The following is a 23,089-nucleotide window of genomic DNA, read 5'->3' as shown; positions in this document are numbered from 1 at the left end:
GGCTGCCGCAATGGAAAAAGCCCATTCGCTACCCTGTTCGCCACCCCTCGACGATCTTTTGGGCGAGGGCCCTGTTTCTCTGTTTCTTGATTTCGATGGCACGCTGGTCGGCATTGCCGCCGAACCGGGCGCGATAGATGTGCCGGCCAAATTGCCGGACGCGCTGCTTTCCTTGCGGGACCGGTTGGGTGGCCGCTTGGCGCTCATTACCGGCCGGGCACTGGATGATCTGGCCTCGCACCTTGGTGAGGTCCCGCTGTGCCGGGCCGGCTCCCATGGAGCATCACGCTTGCTCCCCGATGGTTCGCGCCTTGGCGATGAGCCGTTGGCACTCACCGACGAGTGCATCGAGGAAATGCGCAGCTACGCCGATCTGCATGATCTCTATTACGAGACCAAGGCCCATGGCGGGGCTCTGCATTTTCGGGCGCGCCCCGAGCGGCAGCACGACACGCTCTCCTTCGCCCGCGACCTGGCAGAGCGCTATGAACTGGAAGTAACCAGCGGCAAGGGCGTTGCCGAACTGGTGCGCCCTGGCGCCAACAAAGGCGGGGCGGTCAAGGCTTTCATGGAGCAGGCGCCCTTTGCCGGATCGGTCCCCATCTTCGTCGGTGACGATACGACAGATGAGGATGGGATGGAGGCCGCAATCGAATGCGGGGGCTTCGGCATTGCAGTCGGGGAACGGAAGAGCAAGGCTGCACGCTATCACCTCAAAGACGTTGCTGCGGTGCACAATTGGCTGGACATATGAACAAACCGAATCTCGAACTATCTCCCATCGGCAATTGCCAGGTCAGCGCGCTGGTCGATACCGAGGGGGGCTTCGTCTGGGGCTGCGTGCCGCGAGTCGATGGCGATCCGGTCTTCTGCTCGCTGCTCAATGGCGATCGGCGGGACGAGGGCACTTGGCGCTTCGAATTGGAAGGGCAGATTTCTTCAAGCCAGTATTACGTGCGCAATACGCCGATTCTGGTGACGCGCCTCGAGGCGGAAGACGGCAGCGCGCTCGACATTTTCGACTTCGCGCCGCGTTTCGAACGGTCGGGCCGCATGTATCGCCCGGTCGCCTTCGCCCGCATCGTCCGGCCCGTCGCCGGTGCACCGCGCCTGCGCGTGCGGATGGCGCCCATGAAGAATTACGGGGAAGCGCTGGCCGACACCACCAACGGCACCAATCACGTCCGTTACCTCCTCGGCAACCAGGCCATGCGGCTGAGTACCGATGCTCCCGTGGGTTATATTCTTGAGGATCGCGGCTACCGCGTCGAGAGCGATCAGCACTTCTTCCTGGGGCCCGACGAACCCTTCGTCGGCAATATACGTAGCGAAGTGCGCCGCATGGAAGAGGACACGCGCAAGTACTGGCAGCATTGGGTACGCGGCCTCCATATCCCGCTGGAATGGCAAGAAGAGGTAATTCGAGCGGCCATCTCTTTGAAGCTGTGTCAGCACGAAGAGACCGGGGCGATCGTCGCCGCCCTGACTACTTCGATACCCGAAGCGCCTGGAAGCGAGCGGAACTGGGACTATCGTTATTGCTGGATCAGGGACAGCTACTACACGGTGCAGGCCCTGAACCGCCTCGGCGCGCTGGACGTGCTGGAGAAATATCTCGCCTATCTCCGCAACATCATCGACCAGGCGCGCGGAGGTCAGATCCAACCGCTCTATTCGGTAATGGGCGACCCGGAATTGCACGAATTCGAAGCGAAAAGCCTGGCCGGCTATCGTGGCAACGGCCCGGTCCGGGTCGGCAACGCGGCTTACAAGCAGGTGCAATACGATTGCTATGGACAGATCGTCATGCCGACAGCGCAGGCTTTCTTCGATACCCGTCTGCTGCGCATGGCCGATGAGCGCGATTTTGCCCATTTGGAAGAGGTCGGCGAAGCTGCCTGGGCCAAGCACGACAAGCCCGACGCGGGTCTGTGGGAGTTTCGCACGAGGCAGGAAGTCCATACCTACTCGGCAGTGATGTGCTGGGCCGCGTGCGATCGCCTCTCCAACGTCGCAGCAAGTCTGGGACGGGCGGACCGGGTGACGTTCTGGAAGGAACGGGCGGAGGCCATCCGCGCCAAGATCGACAAGGAGGCATGGAACGAGGAAGGCCAGCATTACGGCGCCAGCTTCGAAAGCGATTACCTCGATGCCAGCTTGCTCCAGATGGTCGAACTGCGGTATCTCAAACCGGACGATGAGCGGTTCCTGAAGACATTCGCGGCGGTCGAGCGCGATTTGCGGCGCGGCAACCACATGCTTCGCTACGCGGCAGAGGATGACTTCGGAGCGCCGGAAACAGCCTTCAATGTCTGTACCTTCTGGCTGATCGAAGCGCTGCACCTGACTGAGCGCAGCGAAGAAGCGCGGCAGTTGTTCGAGGCCATGCTGGGGCATACGACCAGGTCAGGGCTGCTCAGCGAGGATCTCGACTATGACACGGGCGAACTATGGGGGAACTTTCCCCAAACCTATTCGCTGGTAGGTATCATCAATTCAGCCGGCCATCTTTCGAAATCCTGGAGCGAGGTACGTTGAGTACTACCGACCGTCTTGTGGTTATTTCAAATCGTGTCGCTGTGCCCAAGGCGCGCGGTGCCGCCGGGGCCCAAGGCGGATTGGCGGGCGCTCTTCACGCCGCTTTGAAATCCAGAGAAGGCTTGTGGTTCGGCTGGTCAGGCGAAGAAAGCGCCAGCGGAGAGACGGGCAATATCGCCACGCAGACCAGTGACGGCGTCACCACCGCCACGATCGACCTTTCTGACACCGATGTAGAAGAGTATTACAACGGTTATGCGAACGCCACGCTGTGGCCGCTGTTTCACTATCGCCTTGATCTTGCGCAATACGAGCGGGAAACCGGCAAGGGCTATGAACGCGTCAATGAAAGGTTCGCGGAACTCGTCACTCCCTTGATCGAACCCGACGACGTCATCTGGGTCCACGATTACCATTTGATCCCGCTTGGCGAACGGCTGCGTGCTCATGGTTGCAAGAACCGTATCGGTTTTTTCCTGCATATCCCGTGGCCGGCCACCCGGCTTTTCGTTTCGCTACCCTATCATGAGCGGCTCGTGCGAACGATGCTGCACTATGACCTCGTTGGATTTCAGACGCAGGAATGGCTCGACAGTTTTCTTCATTACTGCCGCACCGAATTGGGGGCCGAGGTCAATGAGGGGAAGGGTACCGTAACACTCGACGGTCGTACGACGGTCGCGCGGGCCTATCCGATCGGGATTGATTGGGAGCATTTCAGCAAGCTGGGCGAAAAGGGAGAGGCACGTCAGGCGCAGCAGCGGCTGATGAGCTCGACCCGGCGCCGCACCGCGATGATCGGCGTTGACCGGCTCGACTATTCGAAAGGGCTGCCGGAGCGGCTTGACGGGATTTCCCGCTTTTTCGACAAGCACCCCGAACGGGTAAAGGATCTCGTATTCGTCCAGATTGCGCCGCCGAGCCGCGAGGATGTCGAGAGCTATCAGAAAATCCGCGCCACGCTTGAACAAAAGGCGGGTCAGATCAATGGCGCTCGCAGCGAAGTGGATGCGGTCCCGGTCCGTTACGTCAATCGCGGCTATAGTCACGAGGAACTTTTCGGCTTCTTCCGGGCAGCCAAGATCGGGCTGGTCACTCCGCTCCGCGACGGGATGAACCTCGTGGCCAAGGAATATGTCGCGGCGCAGGACCCGGAAGATCCCGGCGTGCTGATACTTTCGCGTTTTGCCGGGGCGGCTGCGCAATTGCCCGATGCCATGCTCGTCAATCCGCATAGCCCCGACGATCTTGCCCATGCTATCAGGACGGCGCTGGATATGCCGCTGGCAGAACGGAAGGAGCGGCATCAGAAGCTCATCGGCACGGTTCGCGATGATAATGTGCAGAAGTGGACCGATGACTTTCTCAACGATCTGGACACCGTCGCGCAGGAAAGCTGACGAATACCTGTTGCTAGTCAGCGAGGGGTATCGTCCGCAGCGATCCCCTGCCAAGCTGTCTCCATGATTCTTGCACCCTTTCTCGACACCCAAGGCATTCACAATTTCCGCGATTATGGCGGATGGAAGACGCGCGATGGAGGCATGGTGCGCAAGGGCCTGCTGTGGCGTTCGGGCCAGCATGTCGGCGCGAGTGCGGCGGACCTCCGGGCGATCGATGCGCTGGACATCAGGACGGTGGTCGACTTGCGCGGGGCTTCCGAGCGTGAGCGCAATCCCTGCAAAAGGTCCGAAAATTTCACGGCTGAAGTGTTCTTCCATGAGGGCGAAACCTCCTCGAGCCCCCCGCATATGGATGTGGACGAAAGCACGTCGACCGAGGACTATGCCCGCCAGCGGATGCTGGCCGTCTATACCCGCATGCCGCGCAACCCGGCGATGATCAGCATGTTCTCGCGCTATCTGCGGCTTCTGGCAGAGCGCGATGGAGCAAGCCTCGTCCATTGTTTTGCAGGCAAGGATCGCACCGGAGTTGCGGCGATGCTCATGCTGCACATCCTCGGCGTTGACCGGGACGATCAGATGGCCGAGTTCCTGCGTACTAATGACGCGCCGACCATGAAGGTGCTAGCCAGCCAGTCGGTACCCGGGATCGAGAAGAAGCTCGGCCGCAAGCTGGAGGAGGGCGCGGTGCAGGCCCTGCTCGGTGTGCGCGAAGAATATCTGGCCACCTACTGGTGCGAGGTCGAGGATGATCACGGCTCGCTCGATAGCTACATCGAAACCGTCTTAGGTGTGGACGAGCTGTTGAAGGAGCAGCTTCGCCAGCGCTTCGTGGCGTGACTTTACCCGGGGCAGTCCCCATATAGCCGCCTCACGATTTTCACAGACACGCATACGAGACTGACGATCATGGCTACCCATCGCACAAAGATGCTCATCATCGGCTCCGGCCCCGCAGGCTATTCCGCCGCCATCTATGGTGCGCGGGCGATGATGGAGCCGATCGTGGTGCAGGGTCTGCAGCCCGGCGGGCAGCTGACGATCACGACCGATGTCGAGAATTATCCCGGCTTCGAAGACGTGATCCAGGGCCCCTGGCTGATGGAGCAGATGCAGAAGCAGGCCGAGCATGTCGGCACGCGGATGATGTGGGACACCATCGTCGATGTCGACATCGCGGGCGGTTCGCCGTTCACTGCCACGGGCGACAGCGGCGATGAATATGTGGCCGACGTCCTCGTGATCGCTACCGGGGCGCAGGCCAAATGGCTGGGCGTGCCGGGCGAACAGGAACTGGGCGGCAAGGGCGTATCGGCCTGCGCAACCTGTGACGGGTTCTTCTACCGCGGCAAGAAGGTCGCGGTGATCGGCGGCGGGAATACTGCCGTCGAAGAGGCGCTGTACCTGACCAACCATTCCGATGACGTGACGCTGATCCACCGCCGCGACGAATTGCGCGCGGAGCGGATCCTGCAGGAGCGGCTGCTCAACCACCCCAAGATCTCGGTTATCTGGAACAAGACGGTCGAGAGCTTCGAAGCGGGCGAGAACGGCGCGCTGCACCATCTCAACCTGCGCGACACGGTGTCCGGCGAGGACAGCCAGCTGGCAGTCGACGGCGCTTTCGTCGCCATCGGTCATGCGCCAGCGACCGAGCTGTTCAAAGGCAAGCTGCCGATGGACGATGGCGGCTATCTGCTGACCGAGGCCGGATCGCCCAAGACCGAGGTGCCGGGCGTGTTCGCCGCAGGCGACGTGACCGATCATGTTTACCGCCAAGCGGTGACGGCGGCAGGCATGGGCTGCATGGCCGCGCTCGACGCCGAACGGTTCCTGGCCGGTCTCGAGATCGAGCCGGACGGCCATGTCCATGAGGCCGAAGCGGCGGAGTAGGCTGTTACCGCATCGTCATTGCGAGCCGCAGGCGAAGCAATCCATCTCAGGACATTCCAGCGGTTTGCCCGAGGCGACGAGGGATTGCCGCGTCGGCTTTGGCTTCTCGCAATGACTTGAAGCACGTCATTGCGAGCGTAGCGCGGCGATCCATGGTCAGACTTGGCCTCTTGCCGTGAGGGCAGGAGGTGGATTGCCGCGTCGCTTCGCTCCTCGTAATGACTTGCCTTTAGCTCAGCTCGAACGCCCAGATCGCGGCGTGGAATATCAGCGCGATGAGTACCACGCTCGAGAGGGCGAACAGCACGAAGCGCACCATCACCTTGTTCGCGGTGACCTGCACCAGCGAATGCAGGATGCGCAGGCCGACATAGATCCACGCCAGAAAGGCATTCATCCCGTCACCCATGCCGGCCATCGCCAGCACCAGGCAGACGGCGTAGAACACTGTCGGCTGTTCGTGCAAGTGGTTGTAATTATGTGCTTTCCATTGGACCTGCTCGGGCAGCCTTTCATCCAGCGTGCCGGTCCTGCGCACTTCGTCCGCCGCGATCTGCGCCTTGGTCATGGCGGGAATACGGGTGACATACATCCACAGCCACATGACCATGGTCCAGGCCAGCAGAACGATGACGGGGCGCAGGATTTCGGCGTCGATCATGGCACGAACCTCAAGCAGGGGCCAGGCTGGGGTCGTGGAACAGCGTCAACGCGATCGCCCGCCACGCCAGATGTACCAGTGCAAGTGTGGACAGCATGAACAGCAGGAAGCGGATCGATACGACATTGACCGTCGCCTGCCAGACCGAGTGAATGATCCGCAGCGCCACATAGACCCATGCAAATACCACATCGAGCGCGCTTGCGCCCATGATCGCCAGGATGATGCTGGCGGCGTAAAAGATGGTCGGCTGTTCCATCAGATGCGCGTAATTATGCGCTTTCCAGTTTATCCGGTCATCGAGCACGCCTTCGAGGTCCTGGCCGCGCCCGCCGGGCTTTGCCTCGCCGAGCCCCGACCCGACCTTTTTCATCGCGGGAAGGCGCGTGAAGGCCATCCACATCAGCATGATAAGCGACCATGCGACCAGCACGGCGGCGGGGGCGAGCATTTGAGCCTGCATTGAATTCGTCTCCCTCTCTCAGGCCGCAGGACTGCGGCGGCGGTGCGTGAAAGTCAAATCTCCACCGGATCGGACACCACAGGATCACGCCCCTGCCAAATCATACTTGGCCCAGCATTTCGGCGAAGCTGTCCGCATCGGTGTTGCCGCCGGTGATCATGATCACCGTATCCTCGTCCACCGGGACCTTCCCCGCAAGCGCTGCCGCCAATGCCGCCGCGCCGCCGGGTTCGACGACGAGATTGAGGTTCGAGAAGGCAAAGCGCTGGGCGGTGCGCACTTCCTCGTCGGTCACGCTGACACCGGGTTCGGCGCGGCCCCGCAGGACGGCGAGATTGATCGGCTTGGTCGCATCGGGCTGCAGCGCATCGCAGATGGTGGCGGGCGGATTATCGCCGACGCGCACGATATCGCCAGTGGCCATGGCCTGTCCGACCATGTCCCAACCTTCCGGCTCCACCACATGGATGGCGCTCTCGGGAGAAGAGAGTGCGAGCCCGGCAGCAAGTCCGCCGCCGCCGCAGCAGACCACGAAGCGCGACGGAGTGCGGCCAACCTGTTCGGCGGCCTCGATCCCGGCGCTGCCCTGTCCCTCGATCACCCAGGGATCGCCGAAAGCGTGGACCAGCGTGGCGCCGCGTGCTTCCACCTCGCGCGCAGCCACTTCGTCACGGTCCTCTCCGGGACGATCGTAGAGCACGATTTCCGCGCCGAGCGCACGTGTGGCCTCCAGCTTCACCTTCGGGGCGTTGCGAGGCATGACGATGGCGGCGGCAATGCCGAGCCTGCGCGCTGCCCAGGCAACGCCCTGCGCATGATTGCCCGATGACACAGCGACCACACCGCGTGTCTTTTCCTCCTCCGACAGGTTGGAAAGACGCCACCAGCCCCCGCGGATTTTGAACGCGCCGACCGGCTGCAGGCTTTCCGCTTTCACATGAGCGCGCACGCCGCCTATTTCGACGGGCAGCAGCGGGGTGGGCGGAAGAATGGCGGCGATGGAGCGGGCCGCGGCGATCACGCCTTCGCGATTCGGCGAGCGGTTAGCGTTCATCTTTGCGGGCCCTTTCCTTTACCAAGTTGACACAGTTGACACAGTCCTGAGGATAAACTCCGCTCCTCCTGATCGGGCGTAAATCGGGGCGGTGCGAAGGGGCAGGTGCATCGGTTCATCGAACCGCCATGCCCGAAAAGAGTGGTTGTAGGAAACCACCTTCAACGGATCGTTTGGACAGGCCCGTGCATTCGGTTAAGGGGCGCGCGATATTTCATTCACACAAGAGGTTTCATCCATGTCGACAGTTCTGGTCATCGGTGCAGGCGGCGTCAGCTCGGTCTGCGTTCACAAGATGGCGATGAATAAGGACATCTTCACCGACATTCATCTCGCCAGCCGTACCAAGTCCAAATGCGACAGCATCGCCGCCAGCGTGAAAGATCGCACCGGCGTGGATGTGGCGACCTACGAGATCGACGCCGAAGAAGTCCCCGCCATGATCAATCTGATCCGCAGGATCCAGCCCAGCCTGGTGGTGAATCTGGCGCTGCCTTATCAGGATTTGCCGATCATGGATGCCTGCCTCGAAGCGGGCGTGGATTACCTCGATACGGCGAATTACGAGCCCAAGGACGAAGCGAAGTTCGAATATAAATGGCAGTGGGCCTATCACGATCGCTTCAAGGAAGCGGGCCTGATGGCCCTGCTGGGTTCGGGCTTCGATCCGGGCGTGACATCCGTTTTCACCATGTGGTTGAAGAAGCACAAGCTGAAGACCATCCGCCAGCTCGACATTCTGGATTGCAATGGCGGCGATCACGGCCAGGCCTTTGCTACAAATTTCAACCCGGAAATCAATATCCGTGAAGTGACCGCGCCCGCGCGCCACTGGGAGAACGGCGAATTCGTCGAGACCCCCGCCATGGGCAAGAAGGTCGAATTCGACTTCGAGGCGGTCGGCCCGAAGAACATGTACATGATGTATCACGAAGAGCTGGAAAGCCTCGCCAAGTTCAATCCCGAACTCGAGCGGGCACGCTTCTGGATGACCTTCGGCGATGAATACATCAAGCATCTGACCGTGCTGCAGAATGTCGGCATGACGCGGATCGATCCGGTCCGTTATCAGGGCAAGGACATCATCCCGTTGCAGTTCCTCGCCGCCGTACTGCCCAAGCCCGAAACGCTGGGCGAGACGACCAAGGGCAACACCAACATCGGCGTGATCGCGACCGGAGAAGCGCTCGACGGTTCGGGCGAGAAGACTTTCTACATCAACAACATCTGCAGCCACGAAGCGGCTTACGAGGAAACCGGCAACCAGGCGGTGTCCTACACCACCGGCGTTCCCGCAATGATCGGTTCGGCCATGGTGGTGACCGGCAAGTGGGAAGGTGACGGCGTGTTCAACATGGAAGAAATGGATCCCGATCCGTTCATGGACATGCTGAACGACCACGGCCTGCCTTGGCAGGTGAAGGAACTCGACGGGCCGGTAGATTTCTGATGCGCATGAAGGGGATTTTCCTGATCGCGTCGCTGGTCCTGGCCGGATGTGTCGCCACGGAAGAACGCGGTCCGGAGATGGTGCAGGACGATCCGCGAGCGGTGTCGCCTGCCTATCCGCAGGCAATGACTGCGGCAGAGCGCGAGGCCTGCATGGCCAAGGGCGGCATGATCGAACGGCGGGGGAGGATGCAGACCGAACTCTGCGTGGTTCCCTATGCCGATGCGGGCAAGGCTTGCACCGATGGCGATCAGTGCGAAGGCAAATGCATTGCCGAAGGCGCAGTCGGCACACCGCCGGGTGAAACGACCGCGGGAATCTGCCAGCGCGACGACCATCTCTTCGGTTGCTTCGGTGAGGTGGAAAACGGCCGGATCGAAAACGGAATATGCGTGGACTGACCATCATCGCTTCGGCGCTGGCCCTTGCCGCCTGCAGTGGCGGCAGGGGCGGGCGCGAAGAGGCGCCGGAAGTCGTGGTCGACGAAAGCTGGCCGGATTTGCCGGACAGCGCCGTGTTCGGCGAACCCATGGCGGTCGATGTCGACAGCCATGGGCATATCTTCATCCTCCACCGCTCCGGGCACGATGATACGGACGGGGAAGGTGCGGAGACGATATCCGAGCTGACCGTCTTCATGCTCGCCGCCAATGGCAAGCTGCTGGGCAAGTGGGGCGCCGACACTTTCGCCGCGCCTCACGGCCTGTCGGTGGACGAAGACGACAAGATCTGGATCACCGATACCGGACGCCAGCAGGTGTTTCGTTTCAGCCATGAGGGCAGTGAAGAGCTCGTACTCGGCGAGCGCGGCGTTGCGGGTGACGACGGGCAGCATTTCGGCGGCCCGGTCGATGTCGCCTTTTCCCAAGGCCGGGTGCTGGTGAGCGACGGTCTCTCCAACAATCGGATCGCCGTGTTCGACCGCTCGGGCAACTTCCTTGAGCAGTGGGGCGGGGTCACCCAGCCACGCGGGATCGCGGCGGACGGCGAGCGCGTCTATGTCGCCGACGCCGGGGCCAACGTCCGGGTTTTTTCGCCCAGCGGAGAAATGCAGGACGAGATCGGTGCCGACAGAAGCGGAAAGCCCTTTGCCGTGAAGCCCGTGGGCAGCGGCTATATATTGGTGATCGAGGGGCGTGACCGGCAGGACCGGCCGGGCGCAATCGGGCGTATCTACCGCCCCGACGGCGAGCTGGAACGCGTGTTCGATGCCGGCGTCGATCACCGCACGGCCAACAGTATCGGCCAGGATGTGGCGGTTGGGCGCGATGGCAGCGTCTATCTCGTCGACAGCGGGACGGGCCGCGTGGTGAAATTCGAACTCGCCGCCGCAGGAGTCGCAGACGAGGACTGACGTCCCCCCTTTCGCTTGGCGGCGGCGGCGCCTAGATGCGCTGCCATGGAAACTAAAGCCGGTGATCCGGGCGCCTTCGCCCATTTCGACCTCGACCGCGTCGACAGCCCCGCCTTTGTGGTAGATGCCGCGAAACTGCGCGCCAATTGCCAGGTGCTCGCCGAAATACGCGACGAGGCGGACATCAAGGTGCTGTCCGCGCTCAAGGCCTTCTCGATGTGGAGCGCGGCCCCGATCATCGGCGAATATCTCGACGGTGTCTGCACATCGGGCCTGTGGGAAGCGCGGCTGGCGAGCGAGTTCTACGACGGCGAGATCAGCACCTATTGCGCGGCCTACAAGCCAAAGGAACTGGACGAGGTCTGCCGTCTGTCCGACCACGTCATCTTCAATTCGCCCGGCCAGATGCAGCGCGCCGCGCTCATCCTCGATCATGCCCGCGCGAGCGGTCAGAATTTCGAGGTCGGTCTGCGCATCAATCCGCAGGTGCCGACGGGCGAAGTGCCTCGTTACGATCCCTCCAGCCCGGGCAGCCGCCTCGGCTTCCCGCTCGACCAGCTGACGCCCGAGATGATGGAAGGGGTCGACGGCATCCATTTCCACAATCTGTGCGAACAGGATCTCGAGCCGCTAATCCAGACCTGGGACCGCGTGTTCGACGCGATCGAACCGTGGTTCGGCCAGCTCAAATGGATCAACATGGGCGGCGGCCACCACATCACCCGCGCCGACTATCAGCGCGAAGAACTGGTGGAATTTCTCAAGGACGCGAAGGACGATACCGGCGCGGAAATCTATCTCGAGCCTGGCGAGGCGGTGGCGCTGGACGCCGGCATTCTGGTCGGCACGATTCTCGACGCGGGCTATAACGGCCTGCCGGTCGCGATCGCCGACGTTTCGGCGACCTGCCATATGCCCGATGTGATCGAGGCTCCCTATCGCCCGGCCATGCTGGGCGAAGTGAGCGACCATGACACGCCCGAAGTGCGCATCGGCGGGCCGTCCTGCCTCGCGGGCGACGTGATCGGCGATTACCGCATCCCAGGCGGGGCGGAGGTGGGCAAGCGTTTCGCCTTTCTCGACCAGGCGCATTATTCGATGGTAAAGACCAATACTTTTAACGGCGTCCAGCTGCCGAGCATCTATATGTGGGACAGCGAGACCGACCAGCTCGAGCTGGTGAAGGAATTCGGCTACGCCACTTTCCGCGACCGATTGAGCTGAGCGAACGACCCATCGCACCTCAGCCCCGAAGCACCCTGCAAAACTTGCGGACAAAGGTCATGGTATTCACTTGCGTTTCATGAACCAGGATTTATATGCGCGCCTCCTGCTGCCCCAAGGGGACTTCCTAACCGCAAGGCAGCTTGTCGTTTCATGGTCCGCAAAGACCGTTTAGGGGGTCCCTTGAATTGCAGCATTTCCCAGACGCCAAGGCTGTAGTCCGCACTCTTTCGCCGGACGAACCGATCATTCTCAACCGCCCGCACGCCGCTGCGCGCGCGGCGCGTTTCTTCGTCGAGAAATTCCCGGGCAAGTCGCTTTATGCGGTGAAAGCCAATCCCTCGCCCGATCTCGTGCAGATCCTGTGGGACAATGGCGTAACGCATTACGATGTCGCCTCGATCGCCGAAGTACGCATGGTGCGTTCGGTCCTGCCCGATGCCACGCTGTGCTTCATGCATCCGGTGAAATCGCCCGGTGCGATCCGCGAAGCCTATTTCCAGCATGGCGTGAAGACCTTCAGCCTCGACTCGCCGGAAGAGCTGGCCAAGATCGTCAACGCAACGCGCGCTGAAGACGGCAGCGAGGCGGCCGATCTGCGCCTCTGCGTCCGCCTGCGCGTCTCCTCTGAGCACGCTGCACTGAGCCTCGCCAGCAAGTTCGGCTGCGATCTGACCGAAGCGCCCGCGCTGCTGCAGGAAACCCGCCAATATGCCGACTGGCTGGGCGTGTGTTTCCACGTCGGCAGCCAGGCGATGAGCCCGCATGCCTATGTACAGGCGCTCGACCGCACCCGCGCCGCGATTGCCGAAGCTTCGGTGGTTATCGACATGATCGACGTGGGCGGAGGGTTTCCTTCGGTCTATCCGGGAATGGAGCCGCCGCCGCTGGAAGACTACTTCAAGATCATCCACCAGCACTTCTACGCGCTGCCGATCGCTTACAACGCCGAGCTGTGGTGCGAACCCGGCCGGGCGCTGTGCGCTGAATATTCCAGCCTGGTGGTCAAGGTCGAGAAGCGCCGCGGCGAAGAGCTCTACATCAATGACGGCGCTTATGGCGCATTGTTCGACGCCGCGCATGTGGACTGGAAATTCCCGGTTCGCCCGCTCGAGGACGATCTGATCAAGCCGGAAATGGATTTCGCTTTCTACGGCCCTACCTGCGACGATGCCGATTACATGCCTGGACCCTTCGCATTGCCGGAAGATATTCAGGCTGGGGATTACATCGAGATCGGCATGCTGGGTGCTTATGGCGCGGCGATGAAGACCGATTTCAACGGCTTCGGCGCTGCCGAGCGGGTGATCGTGACGGACGAACCGATGGCCAGCCTTTATGATGGCAGCCGCGCGCGTCCTGCGGTCGATAATGTGGTGAACCTGCGCTAGGCGCGCGGGTTTTCCTGCGGCATCATCTGCAAGAAAGAAAACGGCCCGCGCCTAGGGGGAAGCGCGAGCCGTCGGCCGGGTTACGTCCGGCATGGGCGCCTGGGTTGGGGGAGAGAGGGGCGCCCTTGTAAAACCTAGAAATCAGAGCGGATCGGATTTCTTCTCGGCTGGTTTGGTCCCTTCATCTTCGTGATGAGAGTGATCCATCGCAGGCTCGGTCACGCGATGCTCTTCCGCCGGCTCCAGTTCGTCCACACCCGCATCCTGCTCGGGATCGGGCCGCGGAATGAAATCAACTCCGCGATTGTCTTGCTGCGGCATCGGAGCGGCTTTGTCGGGAGCGGTAGGAGCCGCATCCGAGTTTCCATGTTCTGCGTGCTGCGGAGCCTGCTGGGCAACGGCAGATGCCCCATGAAGAGCCATGAAAGAACCGCTGGCGACGAGGAGAATATTCTTCTTCATAAAAACTCCGGCGAGCATCGTGAACCTTCAGATACTCGCCGGACTGGAATCGCGCTTTTCGCGTGAATTTCACATTAATGCGCAAGCCATACGTCGCAGAAGGATCGCCTTTCGTCGACGGAAAGGGTTTCGCGCACTCAAACCGGCCTCTCGGCCATGTTGTGTTAGAATAGGGCAATCCGGTTGCTGCGCGGTTTGCCCTTGTTTGCGGCGCCCATGATCAGCCGTATTGTTCGCGGTGCTTGTCGAGCACTGGTTTGACCCGGCCCAGCGCTTCGCCGATCACCTCGGCGAAACCATCGGGCTTCAGATCGACTTCGGTATTGTGCGCCATGGTCAGGTGGCGCGCCTCGGCCCAGTCGGTGCCAAGACGGATCGCCCATTCGCGGAACCGGTCTGCGGCACCCGCTTCTGGCTGGAGCGATTTTTCCAAACTCGGATGAAAGGCGATCCTGCCGGACATCGGCAAGAGCGAGAGCGGGAAGGGCAGCTTCAGACGCGACAGCGTATCGTCGACGTGAATTGTCCCGCTTTGCGGGTGGTACGCCAAGACCGAAGCGAAATGGACGGTATCGTCCTGGCAAACGAGCCGTGTCCCGTCGGGCGTCGAAAACCGGAGTTCAGGCCCAATGATGTCGCTGAACCCTTCCGTCTCGCAATAGGTGTTCTGCCACGGCAGGTCCGGTAATTCGGTTTCGTGCCGCCGTGTTCCATAAAGCTTGGCTTGCGGAAAGGCGCTGTGCATCCATTCGCAGTGAAGCGTGTGATAAGGGTGGAGGTTAACGATCGCCGAAACATCCTGGCCGCCATTAGTCAGACGATTTACTTCGGCGAGAGTCTCGTCGTCGAGCGTATAGCTGTCGAGAAAGATGAATTTGCCGCTCTCCAACCGGACGAGCGAGCATTGTGTCCCGACATTGAGCATACCGGCGATACGTAAATCGCCGCGGATCATCCAAAAATTTTCGCCGAGTTTTTTCATCTTTCTTTCGTTGCCCTTTTTATTTTCAGTTATCAGCTGAACGCGGGGCACCACTTAGGTTTCCGCGCCAAGAAAACGATAATATCCGGCAATGCTGAGATCCGGATGGTTACCGGCTTGTTCGGCATGAATGGTAACCCTCCTTGCGTTGGCGCCGCGCGGCCTGCTGCGGGCGGCTGCCGTGCGGCCCTGTCACACCAAATTTTTCATCCGCTGGTGTTTGAAGCAAAAGCATTTTTTAATCTTATCGCCGTAGCGGCAACCCATGCCAAGCGCCGCATCAAACAAGACCCCTCCCAAGCTGGAAATAGCCGCCGGTTCTCCCCTTCAGGATGGCGGGAGCGTTAAGGATCGCGCGCTGGTCACGCATGCCTATGATGAATGGGCTGCGGGGGCGGCGATCGGCCGTTTCCCGGACTGGCAGGACGTGCTTCAATTCGGCAACGGGGCGCTCCAGGAGCACGCGCTCGCCGTTCGCATAGACGACAATTTCAGGCAGTCCCCGATCCTACATATCGGCGGTGAACTGACGCGCGAGATGGGCGGCAAGGCGCTTCCGATCGTGATCAAGGAAGTCCCGAGCCTTTCGTTGCTCTCACGGATAACCGAGCATGCGCTGGAGCCCATCGCCAACCTCGCCCCGATCGGGTTCGAAGCCGAATTCGAGGACGATAGCGGGCGGCAGCTCGCCTATCACGCGATCGTGCTGCCGTGCACGGGTGACAGCGGCACCGTCGATACCGTCGTCGGCTTCATCGGCTTCAAGGTCGTGTCGCAGCAGGCTGCCGCGGCCAAGCCCGACGCCCCTCAAAAAGCAACGAACAATCCGAAACTGAAGAAACTGAAAGACACGTTAGGAGCATTTATGGACACTAAACTTGCAGATATCATGGCGATCGACGGCGCGCTTGCCGTTGCCATCGTCGACATCGAAAGTGGCATGCTGGTCGCCAGCAGCGGCAACACCAAGTCGCTCGACCTCGAAGTGGCGGCAGCCGGCAACACCAACGTGATGCGCGCCAAGATGAAGACCATGGCCGATCTTGGCCTGAAGGAAGAGATCGAGGACATCCTCATCACTCTCTCCTCGCAATATCACATGATCCGCCCCCTCTCGAGCGAGACGGGCAAGGGCCTTTTCATCTATCTCGCTCTCGACAAGTCGAAGGCGAACCTCGCGATGGCGCGCCACAAGCTCAAGATTGCCGAAAAGAGCCTCGAAGTCTGATTTCGGCCTTTCTGGTTATTCGAAGGGGCGGCCGTTTCGGCTGCCCCTTTTTTATGGAAAGCCGACGAAACGCGCGGCTTCGTCCACGCTCTTGCGTTCGCTGACCACGGCATTGGCCGGGAAGCTTTCGTCGGGCCACCCCATGGCCACAGCCTTCATGATTATCTGATCGTCCGGAATGCCGGCATGCTCGCGCACCACCGGGCTCTGCATTATGCCTTGGGAATTGATGACGCAGCCGAGGCCGCGGCTCCATGCCGCATTGACCAGCGCCGTGGTCACCGCACCGCAATCGAAGGCGGTATCGTCGCTGCCCGATAATTCGCGGTCGTAGCTGACGATGACGCAGACCGGTGCATCGAACTGGCGAAAGCCGCGCAACACCCATTCCTGCCGTGCATCCTTGTCATCGCGCTCGATACCCATCGCCCCGAACAACTGTTTGGCCACCCCGATCTGCCGTTCGCGATGAACACCCGCGAACGGTTCGCCGCGGCGGAACTCGCGGCTGTCCGGTTCACCGGCCAGAATGCGTTCGGTATTGCCCTTGCGGATACGGTCGAGCGGTTCGCTGGTGATGACGTGGAAATGCCACGGCTGGGTGTTCATCGAGGTCGGCGAACGCATGGCGAGCGCCAGGATCTCCTCGATCAGGCTGCGCGGCACGGGCTTGTCGAGATAGCCGCGAATGCTGCGGCGCGACCGCACGATCTCATCATAGGGAAGGCTGGGATTTCCGCTCATCTGAATTCCTCTCTCGAGGAAGCCCTAGCGCAGGGCGGCAGAGCGGCAAAATCCCTTACGGATCAGGCAGCCTGCGCCAGTTCCAGTTCCATCCGGTCCCAGATTTCCACCAGCGCGCTGACCAGATCGTCCATCATTTCCGGCGAATGGGCAGGACCCGGGGTAAAGCGCAAACGCTCGGTCCCGCGGGGTACGGTGGGGAAATTGATCGGCTGCACATAAACGCCGTATTCGGCCAGCAGGATGTCGCTGATCTTCTTGGCATGGACCGGATCGCCCACCATCAGCGGGACGATATGCGTGGTCGACGGCATGACCGGGAGGCCGGCCTGGCGCATCTTTTCCTTCAGCAGCGCGGCGGCGGCCTGCTGGCCGTCCCGTTCCTCGCTCGAGGATTTGAGATGCTTCACCGCGGCCAGAACGCCCGCGACCAGCACCGGGCTGAGCGAGGTGGTGAAGATGAACCCGGGTGCATAGCTGCGAATGCAGTCGATCACGCGGGTATCGGCAGCGATATAGCCGCCCATCACGCCGAACGCCTTGCCCAGCGTGCCTTCGATGATGTCGATGCGGTGGGCGGCTTCGTCGCGTTCGGAAATGCCGCCGCCGCGCCTGCCGTACATGCCGACCGCGTGGACTTCGTCGATATAGGTCAGCGCGTTGTATTTTTCGGCAAGGTCGCAGATGTCGTGGATGGGAGCGACATCGCCGTCCATCGAATAGACGCTCTCGAAAGCGATCAGCTTGGGCGTATCGGCATCTTCGGCGGCAAGCAGCTGTTCGAGATGGTCGAGATCGTTGTGGCGGAAGACGCGCTTCTCGCAGCCGGAATTGCGGATGCCTGCGATCATGCTGGCGTGGTTCAGTTCGTCGGAGAAGATGATGCAGCCGGGCAGCAGCTTGGCCAGCGTCGACAGCGTGGCGTCGTTCGAGACATAGCCGCTGGTGAAGAGCAGCGCGCCGTCCTTGCCGTGAAGATCGGCGAGTTCGCTCTCCAGCTCTACGTGGAAATGCGTATTCCCGCCGATATTGCGAGTCCCGCCCGATCCCGCGCCGACATCGTGCAGCGCATTTTCCATCGCTTCGATGACCTTGGGATGCTGGCCCATGGCGAGGTAGTCGTTCGAGCACCAGACCGTGATCGGCTTGGGGCCGTTATGGCCATGAAAACAGCGCGCATTGGGGAATGCGCCCTTATTGCGCATGATGTCGATGAACACCCGATAGCGGCCTTCCGTATGGAGGCGTCCAATGGCTTCATCGAAAATCTGGTCGTAATTCACGAGGCACCGGCCCGTTCTGCGCCGCCCTTTGCGCGGCTGGATACAGGGGCGCACATAGGGAAACCACGCAGCTTTTGCTACCGCGATCTTTGCGATCCATTCGCAACAAATTCAGAACTTTTCGAGCACCTCAATGCCGTAGTTGGCGAAGGCCCGATCGAGCTTTTCGAAATCGGCCAGTTCACCGGTCGTGACGGCAAAGTCGGGCCCTTCGCGTTCGAAGCTGTGATCGCTGGTGAGGTAGGCGATGCGGCTGGCAATGCCTTCCGCGCCGTGAACGAAGGTAATGTCCGCGCCCATCGCTTCGCGCAGTTCAGGCTCCAGCAGTGGGAAATGGGTGCAGGCGAGCACCACGGTATCGAGGTCACGCCCGCCGGGCTGGAGGACCAGCGCCTTCACCTCGTCCGCCACTGCGCCCACGCTGACTTTTTCCCCGCGTAGCTTGGCCTCCGCCAGCGGCACCAGTCCGTTCGCGCCGTGGCGAAGCAGCGTCTTTCCGACAGCGAACTCCCGTTCCAGATTGTCGACATAGGTTTGCCGCATGGTCGCCTCGGTGCCGAGCAGACCCATAGTGCCGCTGCGGGTCAGGGCCGCGGCGGGCTTGATCGCGGGGACAGTGCCCACGATCGGGATTTCCAGCACGTCGCGGACCATGCCCAGAGCGATAGTCGACGCGGTGTTGCAGGCGATGCAGATCAGCCGCGGTCGGTACCGCTCCGCCATGCGGCCCAGCAGGCCCGACACTCGCGCGGCGATTTCCGCTTCGCTCTTCGCGCCATAGGGCAGACCGGCCATATCGGCGGCGTAGATCACCGGCGCATCGGGCAGCGCCTTGCGCAGTTCACCGAGCACGGTGAGCCCGCCGACGCCGGAGTCGAAAATCAGGATCGGGGAATTGGCGTTCAAGGCTGACAATCCGTTATGGGCGGGCCGTTGGAGGCGGGCATCTCGACGCCCTGCTTTTTTCTTCCAAATCGGTCTTAAAAGGAAGTACGGCCCTTCGACAAGCTCGGGGCGAACGGTTAGGGAAAAGTAATGGATATCGGCATCGATTTGACAGTCAACGCGCTTTGGGCTGCGCTGCTGGGCTATGCGCTGGGTTCGATCCCCTTCGGTCTCATCCTTGCCAAGCTGGCGGGCAAGGGCGACATCCGCCAGCAGGGCAGCGGCAATATCGGTGCCACCAATGTCCTTCGCACCGGCAGCAAATGGCTGGCGGCGGCGACCTTGCTGCTCGATCTTGCCAAGGGCTTGCTGCCCGTGCTGCTGGCAAAGCAGTTCTTCCCCGAAGTGGTGGGCTGGGCGGCGCTGTTCGCAGTCATCGGCCACTGCTTTCCCGTCTGGCTCGGCTTCAAGGGCGGCAAGGGCGTCGCGACCAATGCGGGAGTGTGCTTTGGCTTGGCCTGGCAGCTGGGGGTCGTCTACGCCGTCGTCTGGCTCGGCTTGCTGGCGATTACCCGCATCAGCTCGCTCGCCGGAATGTCCGCCGTGGTGGCCGCTGCCATCGCGGCGTTCCTCTTCGGCTGGCCGGCTTACACCGTGGTACTGTCGTTGATCGCGCTGCTGGTCATCTGGCTCCATCGCGAAAATATCCGCAGGCTGATGGCAGGGACCGAGCCGAAAGTCGGCTCCTCCAAGTGAACGAGGCGGTGCATCCGGCCCCGGCTAGCCTGACGCAGGCCGAGGCGTTTGCCCGTATCCGCCTGCTCCGGTCCCCGCATATCGGCCCGGTGAGCTATGCCATGCTGCTCGCCCGCTTCGGTACGGCGGTCGACGCACTCGACGCCCTGCCGGAAATGGGCGGGAAATCGGGTCGGCAATATCGCGCCGCTTCGGTCGACAAGATCGAGCGAGAAGTCGACGGCGTCCGCAAGGCAGGCGCGAAATATCTTTTTCACGACCAGTCCGATTACCCGGATCTGCTGGCACAGATCGACAGCGCACCGCCGATCCTGACATGCCGGGGTAATCTTTCCCTGGCGGCCAAGCCATGTGTGGCGATGGTCGGTGCACGCAATGCGAGCGCGGCGGCGGTCAAGCTTGCCCGCGATTTCGCCGCGGGTCTTGCAGAAGCGGGGTTAACCGTGGTGTCTGGCCTGGCGCGCGGGATCGACGGGGCCGCCCATGAAGGGGCCATGCCTGCCACCATCGGAGTGATCGCCAGCGGTATCGACATTGCCTATCCTCCGCAGCACAGCGACTTGCAGGAGCGTATCGCGCAAGAAGGCTTGCTGATCGCCGAACAGCCGCCTGGCACAGAGCCACGCGGAAGCCATTTCCCGAGCCGGAACCGGATCATTGCCGGACTGGCGGGCGGCACGCTGGTGGTGGAAGCCGCCGTCAAATCGGGCAGCCTGATCACGGCACGGCTGGCCGGGGAGGCGGGCCGTGAAGTGATGGCCATTCCCGGCAGCCCGCTCGAACCGCGCAGCCATGGCTGCAACCATCTGATTCGAGAAGGCGCGGTGCTGGTCCAGTCGCCCGAGGATGTGGTGGAATTGCTTTCGTCCTTCGATGGTGCGCCGCGTTCGAGTTTTCGCGAGCCGGCGGTACAGTTCGATTTCGAGCCGGAAGAACTGGCTGAAGCCGATCCAGCGGATATCGCAAGCCTGCTGACCACGGCGCCGGTCAGTGTCGATGAACTGGTTCGCCAATCGGGGCAGGGCGCTGCATCGGTCCAGCTCGCGCTGCTGGAACTGGAAATCGCCGGAAGGCTGGAGCGGCATGCCGCCGGCAAGATCAGCCTCAAATGACCGACGCAAAGATGCGGCAGGGGCAATGCCTGTGCGGCCGCATCTCGGTGACTATCTCTGCTTTGAAAGTGGAGGTCGGGGTCTGCCATTGCGATACCTGCCGGCATTGGTGCAGCGGCCCGTGGATGGCGGTCCAGGCGCCCGAAGCCACGGTGGAAGGCGACACTCTGGAGGTCTTCAGATCTTCCCCCTTCGCGGAGCGCGGTTTCTGCGCGAGATGCGGATCGGCGATCTTCCACCGGCCGCAGGATGGGCCTGAACTGGCCGTGTCCGCGGGATTGTTCAAGCCGGATGATTTTTCTTTGAGCTTCCAGATCTGCATCGATCGAAAACCTGCGTTTTACAGCATATCGGAAAAACCGCGGTGATGACATCGCGCCAACTTGCGCTTCGATGGGCGCCAAAGCTGCTGGCGCGTCGCTTGCTGAAAATCGCGCGTCTGCGGGATTGAAGCAAACGTCTCTCAACGCACCGATGACAAGTCAGGAGCGGTTAATCCCTGTTCGCGGATTTATGTGATACAGTTTCATCGCATCAGAGATTGGGGGAGTATCTTGATGAGGAAAATCCTGGCCACCGCGTGTTCGGTATCATTGCTGGTTCCTGGCCCCATGGCGCTACAGGCGCAGACCGAAACTGCGGCCCGCAGCGGCAATTCAGTTGCCGAAAGGGGATATTGCCGGACGCCTGAAGCTCTACCCGACCTTGGCCGTGAAGCGGTTGTCAATCAGCAGCAATCTGTCCGATCCGTGCCGCCCCCGGTTGCCATGGCTGTCGCATCGCCCCCGCCTCCGGCGGCGCCACCTGGACCTCCACCTCCGCCGCCACCTCCGCCGCCTTCTGCCGATGGAGACGAGCGGATCGTGGTCACTGGTGCGCGTGTGAGCCGTAGTGGCGAAAGTTCTGCATCGGAAGAATCGACCATGGATGTCGCGGAAGCCGAGGGCAGGGCCCCCGCCAGCGCCATGCCAGGATATACGCGACCGGTCATGCCGCGCCCGCCTCAGCCCAATCCGCAGAGCGGACTCCTCACCGCTGGCGAGCATGACGATCTGCTCAATCCCGAACTCTATGCCGCTTACGTACGGCAGTCTGACCTCGGTCAGCGCATCGCGGCTCTGCCGCTGCTGGACACTTCGCGGGTCCTGCGGGTCGAGGCTAAGGATTCGCGGGGACGGGCGGTTCCGTTCCTTCCCATCGAGTTGCGGTGCGAAGACGGCAATTCGATCGTGCTCAATTCGGTTGCCGACGGCAGCGCGGTTTTCTTCCCCGGCCTTGATCGGCTGAGCGAGACGGTATGGGTGCGCGCTGGCGCCGGAGAGTGGCGTTCGATGCGGCTTGCGGCAGATGCCGGGGCGCAGAGCATCACCATCCAGACCGACCAAAATGCCGGGCCGGTGCGCAAGCTGGACATCGCGCTTGTCGTGGATGTGACCGGATCGATGAGTGACGAATTGCGGTTCCTGCAGGCGGAACTGCGCTCGATCCTCGATTCGCTGGAGGCGCGCCACGAGGATATCGATATTCGCGTGGCCTTCAGTTTCTATCGCGACGAGGGTGACGATTTCATCACCAAGACGTTCGGCTTCGATAGCGATGTGGCCCGTGCCCAGACCCGTCTTGCTGCGCAATATGCCGGTGGCGGGGGAGATTACGAAGAAGCGATGCAGGACGCGCTGGTTCGCGCGGCCGGGCTGAACTGGCGCGACGATGCGGTAAAGTCGCTGTTGCTGGTCGGCGACGCACCGCCGCATGATCGCGACATTCCGCGCACGTGGCTTGCTGCCGAGCATCTGCGGGCCGAGCGTGTCCATGTAATTCCGGTGGGCGCATCGGGCGTCGCCGATGTGGCGGAATATATAATGCGCGCCATGGCGGCGGCCACCCAGTCCCGTTACACCTTCCTCACCGATGACAGCGGGATCGGCAATCCGCATGCCAAGCCTGCGATCGACTGCTATCTCGTGACCCGGCTCGATCAATTGCTCCGCCGCGTGATCGACAGCCAGCTTTCCGGTCGCCGCATCGAACCGGAGAAGAACGAGGTAATTCGAGCGGTCGGGCAATATGATGCCGGAAAGTGTATCCTCCCTCCGGATTTTGCGGAAAGGACGGGACAGCAGAAAGACGCTTGACGCTATGTGAGGCCGATCCCCATTTTCGCGCGTATACGCACGTACACACGTAAGGGACTGCCCAGACCACA

23 protein-coding genes are annotated in these 23,089 nt (G+C 61.7%); 15 read left to right on the top strand and 8 right to left on the bottom strand.

Annotation, left to right across the window (positions count from 1 at the left end; all coding sequences use genetic code 11):
* The first annotated feature begins 10 nt into the window (after nt 1–10).
* From otsB to trxB, 5 genes are all read left to right on the top strand, one after another.
* Complete coding sequence (otsB, locus tag ACI2I1_RS01770) at nt 11–754, top strand: trehalose-phosphatase (RefSeq protein WP_404677667.1); 744 nt, start codon at nt 11–13, stop codon at nt 752–754.
* Nucleotides 751–2,538 carry a glycoside hydrolase family 15 protein gene (locus tag ACI2I1_RS01765; RefSeq protein ID WP_404677666.1) on the top strand — a complete coding sequence of 596 codons (1,788 nt, stop codon included), beginning with the start codon at nt 751–753 and terminating at the stop codon, nt 2,536–2,538. Before otsB ends, ACI2I1_RS01765 begins: the two co-directional genes overlap by 4 nt.
* Nucleotides 2,535–3,938: an alpha,alpha-trehalose-phosphate synthase (UDP-forming) gene (gene otsA / locus ACI2I1_RS01760; RefSeq protein WP_221543011.1), complete on the top strand. Its 1,404-nt coding sequence runs from the start codon at nt 2,535–2,537 to the stop codon at nt 3,936–3,938. Before ACI2I1_RS01765 ends, otsA begins: the two co-directional genes overlap by 4 nt.
* A gap of 63 nt (nt 3,939–4,001) precedes the next feature.
* On the top strand, nt 4,002–4,781 hold the full coding sequence (locus tag ACI2I1_RS01755; RefSeq protein WP_404677665.1) for a tyrosine-protein phosphatase: 780 nt from the start codon (nt 4,002–4,004) through the stop codon (nt 4,779–4,781).
* Nucleotides 4,782–4,850: 69 nt separating this feature from the next.
* Entirely contained in the window at nt 4,851–5,834 is a 984-nt protein-coding gene (trxB, locus tag ACI2I1_RS01750; protein WP_221543013.1) for a thioredoxin-disulfide reductase, read from the top strand.
* Between the two features lie 229 nt (nt 5,835–6,063).
* Here trxB and ACI2I1_RS01745 read toward each other — a convergent pair whose 3' ends face one another.
* The 3 genes from ACI2I1_RS01745 to ACI2I1_RS01735 form a co-directional block, all read right to left on the bottom strand.
* Nucleotides 6,064–6,495, bottom strand: coding sequence for an MAPEG family protein (locus ACI2I1_RS01745; protein ID WP_224811899.1), 432 nt, complete (start codon nt 6,493–6,495; stop codon nt 6,064–6,066).
* Nucleotides 6,496–6,505: 10 nt separating this feature from the next.
* A complete protein-coding gene (locus ACI2I1_RS01740) occupies nt 6,506–6,958 on the bottom strand; it encodes an MAPEG family protein (RefSeq protein WP_221543015.1) in 453 nt (150 codons plus the stop codon).
* A gap of 100 nt (nt 6,959–7,058) precedes the next feature.
* Nucleotides 7,059–8,012: a threonine/serine dehydratase gene (locus tag ACI2I1_RS01735; RefSeq protein ID WP_404677664.1), complete on the bottom strand. Its 954-nt coding sequence runs from the start codon at nt 8,010–8,012 to the stop codon at nt 7,059–7,061.
* A gap of 238 nt (nt 8,013–8,250) precedes the next feature.
* Between ACI2I1_RS01735 and ACI2I1_RS01730 the strand changes: the two genes are divergently transcribed.
* The 5 genes from ACI2I1_RS01730 (at nt 8,251) to ACI2I1_RS01710 (ending at nt 13,431) form a co-directional block, all read left to right on the top strand.
* Nucleotides 8,251–9,462 carry a saccharopine dehydrogenase family protein gene (locus ACI2I1_RS01730; RefSeq protein ID WP_404677663.1) on the top strand — a complete coding sequence of 404 codons (1,212 nt, stop codon included), beginning with the start codon at nt 8,251–8,253 and terminating at the stop codon, nt 9,460–9,462.
* 5 nt (nt 9,463–9,467) lie between these two features.
* Entirely contained in the window at nt 9,468–9,863 is a 396-nt protein-coding gene (locus tag ACI2I1_RS01725; protein ID WP_404677662.1) for a hypothetical protein, read from the top strand.
* Nucleotides 9,851–10,816: a 6-bladed beta-propeller gene (locus ACI2I1_RS01720; protein WP_404677661.1), complete on the top strand. Its 966-nt coding sequence runs from the start codon at nt 9,851–9,853 to the stop codon at nt 10,814–10,816. Before ACI2I1_RS01725 ends, ACI2I1_RS01720 begins: the two co-directional genes overlap by 13 nt.
* A gap of 45 nt (nt 10,817–10,861) precedes the next feature.
* Nucleotides 10,862–12,040, top strand: a complete 1,179-nt coding sequence (locus ACI2I1_RS01715) for a carboxynorspermidine decarboxylase (RefSeq protein WP_404677660.1) — start codon at nt 10,862–10,864, stop codon at nt 12,038–12,040.
* A 188-nt stretch (nt 12,041–12,228) separates the two neighbouring features.
* The gene (locus tag ACI2I1_RS01710) at nt 12,229–13,431 is read left to right on the top strand and encodes a type III PLP-dependent enzyme (protein ID WP_221543021.1); all 1,203 of its coding nucleotides are present in this window, start codon (nt 12,229–12,231) and stop codon (nt 13,429–13,431) included.
* Nucleotides 13,432–13,572: 141 nt separating this feature from the next.
* Here ACI2I1_RS01710 and ACI2I1_RS01705 read toward each other — a convergent pair whose 3' ends face one another.
* Together ACI2I1_RS01705 and ACI2I1_RS01700 are read right to left on the bottom strand one after the other, a co-directional pair.
* Nucleotides 13,573–13,893: a hypothetical protein gene (locus tag ACI2I1_RS01705; protein ID WP_404677659.1), complete on the bottom strand. Its 321-nt coding sequence runs from the start codon at nt 13,891–13,893 to the stop codon at nt 13,573–13,575.
* A 220-nt stretch (nt 13,894–14,113) separates the two neighbouring features.
* Nucleotides 14,114–14,875, bottom strand: coding sequence for a hypothetical protein (locus ACI2I1_RS01700; protein WP_404677658.1), 762 nt, complete (start codon nt 14,873–14,875; stop codon nt 14,114–14,116).
* Nucleotides 14,876–15,140: 265 nt separating this feature from the next.
* Between ACI2I1_RS01700 and ACI2I1_RS01695 the strand changes: the two genes are divergently transcribed.
* Entirely contained in the window at nt 15,141–16,103 is a 963-nt protein-coding gene (locus tag ACI2I1_RS01695) for a hypothetical protein (RefSeq protein WP_404677657.1), read from the top strand.
* A 51-nt stretch (nt 16,104–16,154) separates the two neighbouring features.
* Here the strand turns inward: ACI2I1_RS01695 and ACI2I1_RS01690 are convergent, their stop codons facing one another.
* The 3 genes from ACI2I1_RS01690 to murI all read right to left on the bottom strand — a co-directional run bounded on the left by ACI2I1_RS01690 (nt 16,155) and on the right by murI (nt 19,036).
* On the bottom strand, nt 16,155–16,847 hold the full coding sequence (locus ACI2I1_RS01690) for a nitroreductase (protein ID WP_404677656.1): 693 nt from the start codon (nt 16,845–16,847) through the stop codon (nt 16,155–16,157).
* A gap of 62 nt (nt 16,848–16,909) precedes the next feature.
* Complete coding sequence (gene hemA, locus ACI2I1_RS01685) at nt 16,910–18,130, bottom strand: 5-aminolevulinate synthase (RefSeq protein WP_404677655.1); 1,221 nt, start codon at nt 18,128–18,130, stop codon at nt 16,910–16,912.
* A 111-nt stretch (nt 18,131–18,241) separates the two neighbouring features.
* Entirely contained in the window at nt 18,242–19,036 is a 795-nt protein-coding gene (gene murI, locus ACI2I1_RS01680) for a glutamate racemase (RefSeq protein ID WP_404677654.1), read from the bottom strand.
* 129 nt (nt 19,037–19,165) lie between these two features.
* On the opposite strand from murI, the gene plsY reads away from it, so the two are divergent.
* The 4 genes from plsY (at nt 19,166) to ACI2I1_RS01660 (ending at nt 23,018) form a co-directional block, all read left to right on the top strand.
* On the top strand, nt 19,166–19,771 hold the full coding sequence (gene plsY, locus ACI2I1_RS01675; RefSeq protein WP_404677653.1) for a glycerol-3-phosphate 1-O-acyltransferase PlsY: 606 nt from the start codon (nt 19,166–19,168) through the stop codon (nt 19,769–19,771).
* Nucleotides 19,768–20,883 (top strand): DNA-processing protein DprA, encoded by a 1,116-nt coding sequence (gene dprA, locus ACI2I1_RS01670; protein WP_404677652.1) that lies wholly within the window; start codon nt 19,768–19,770, stop codon nt 20,881–20,883. The genes plsY and dprA overlap by 4 nt, the downstream gene beginning before the upstream one ends.
* Nucleotides 20,880–21,251 (top strand): GFA family protein, encoded by a 372-nt coding sequence (locus tag ACI2I1_RS01665; RefSeq protein ID WP_404677651.1) that lies wholly within the window; start codon nt 20,880–20,882, stop codon nt 21,249–21,251. Before dprA ends, ACI2I1_RS01665 begins: the two co-directional genes overlap by 4 nt.
* A 189-nt stretch (nt 21,252–21,440) precedes the next feature.
* Nucleotides 21,441–23,018 carry a VWA domain-containing protein gene (locus ACI2I1_RS01660; RefSeq protein WP_404677650.1) on the top strand — a complete coding sequence of 526 codons (1,578 nt, stop codon included), beginning with the start codon at nt 21,441–21,443 and terminating at the stop codon, nt 23,016–23,018.
* Nucleotides 23,019–23,089 lie beyond the last annotated feature (71 nt).

The sequence above is a fragment of the Qipengyuania sp. NPDC077563 genome (assembly GCF_044901345.1).
GTDB lineage: Bacteria > Pseudomonadota > Alphaproteobacteria > Sphingomonadales > Sphingomonadaceae > Qipengyuania > Qipengyuania aestuarii.
Note: the sequence above shows the minus strand (reverse complement) of the source record. Positions and strands in the feature narration are given on the sequence as shown.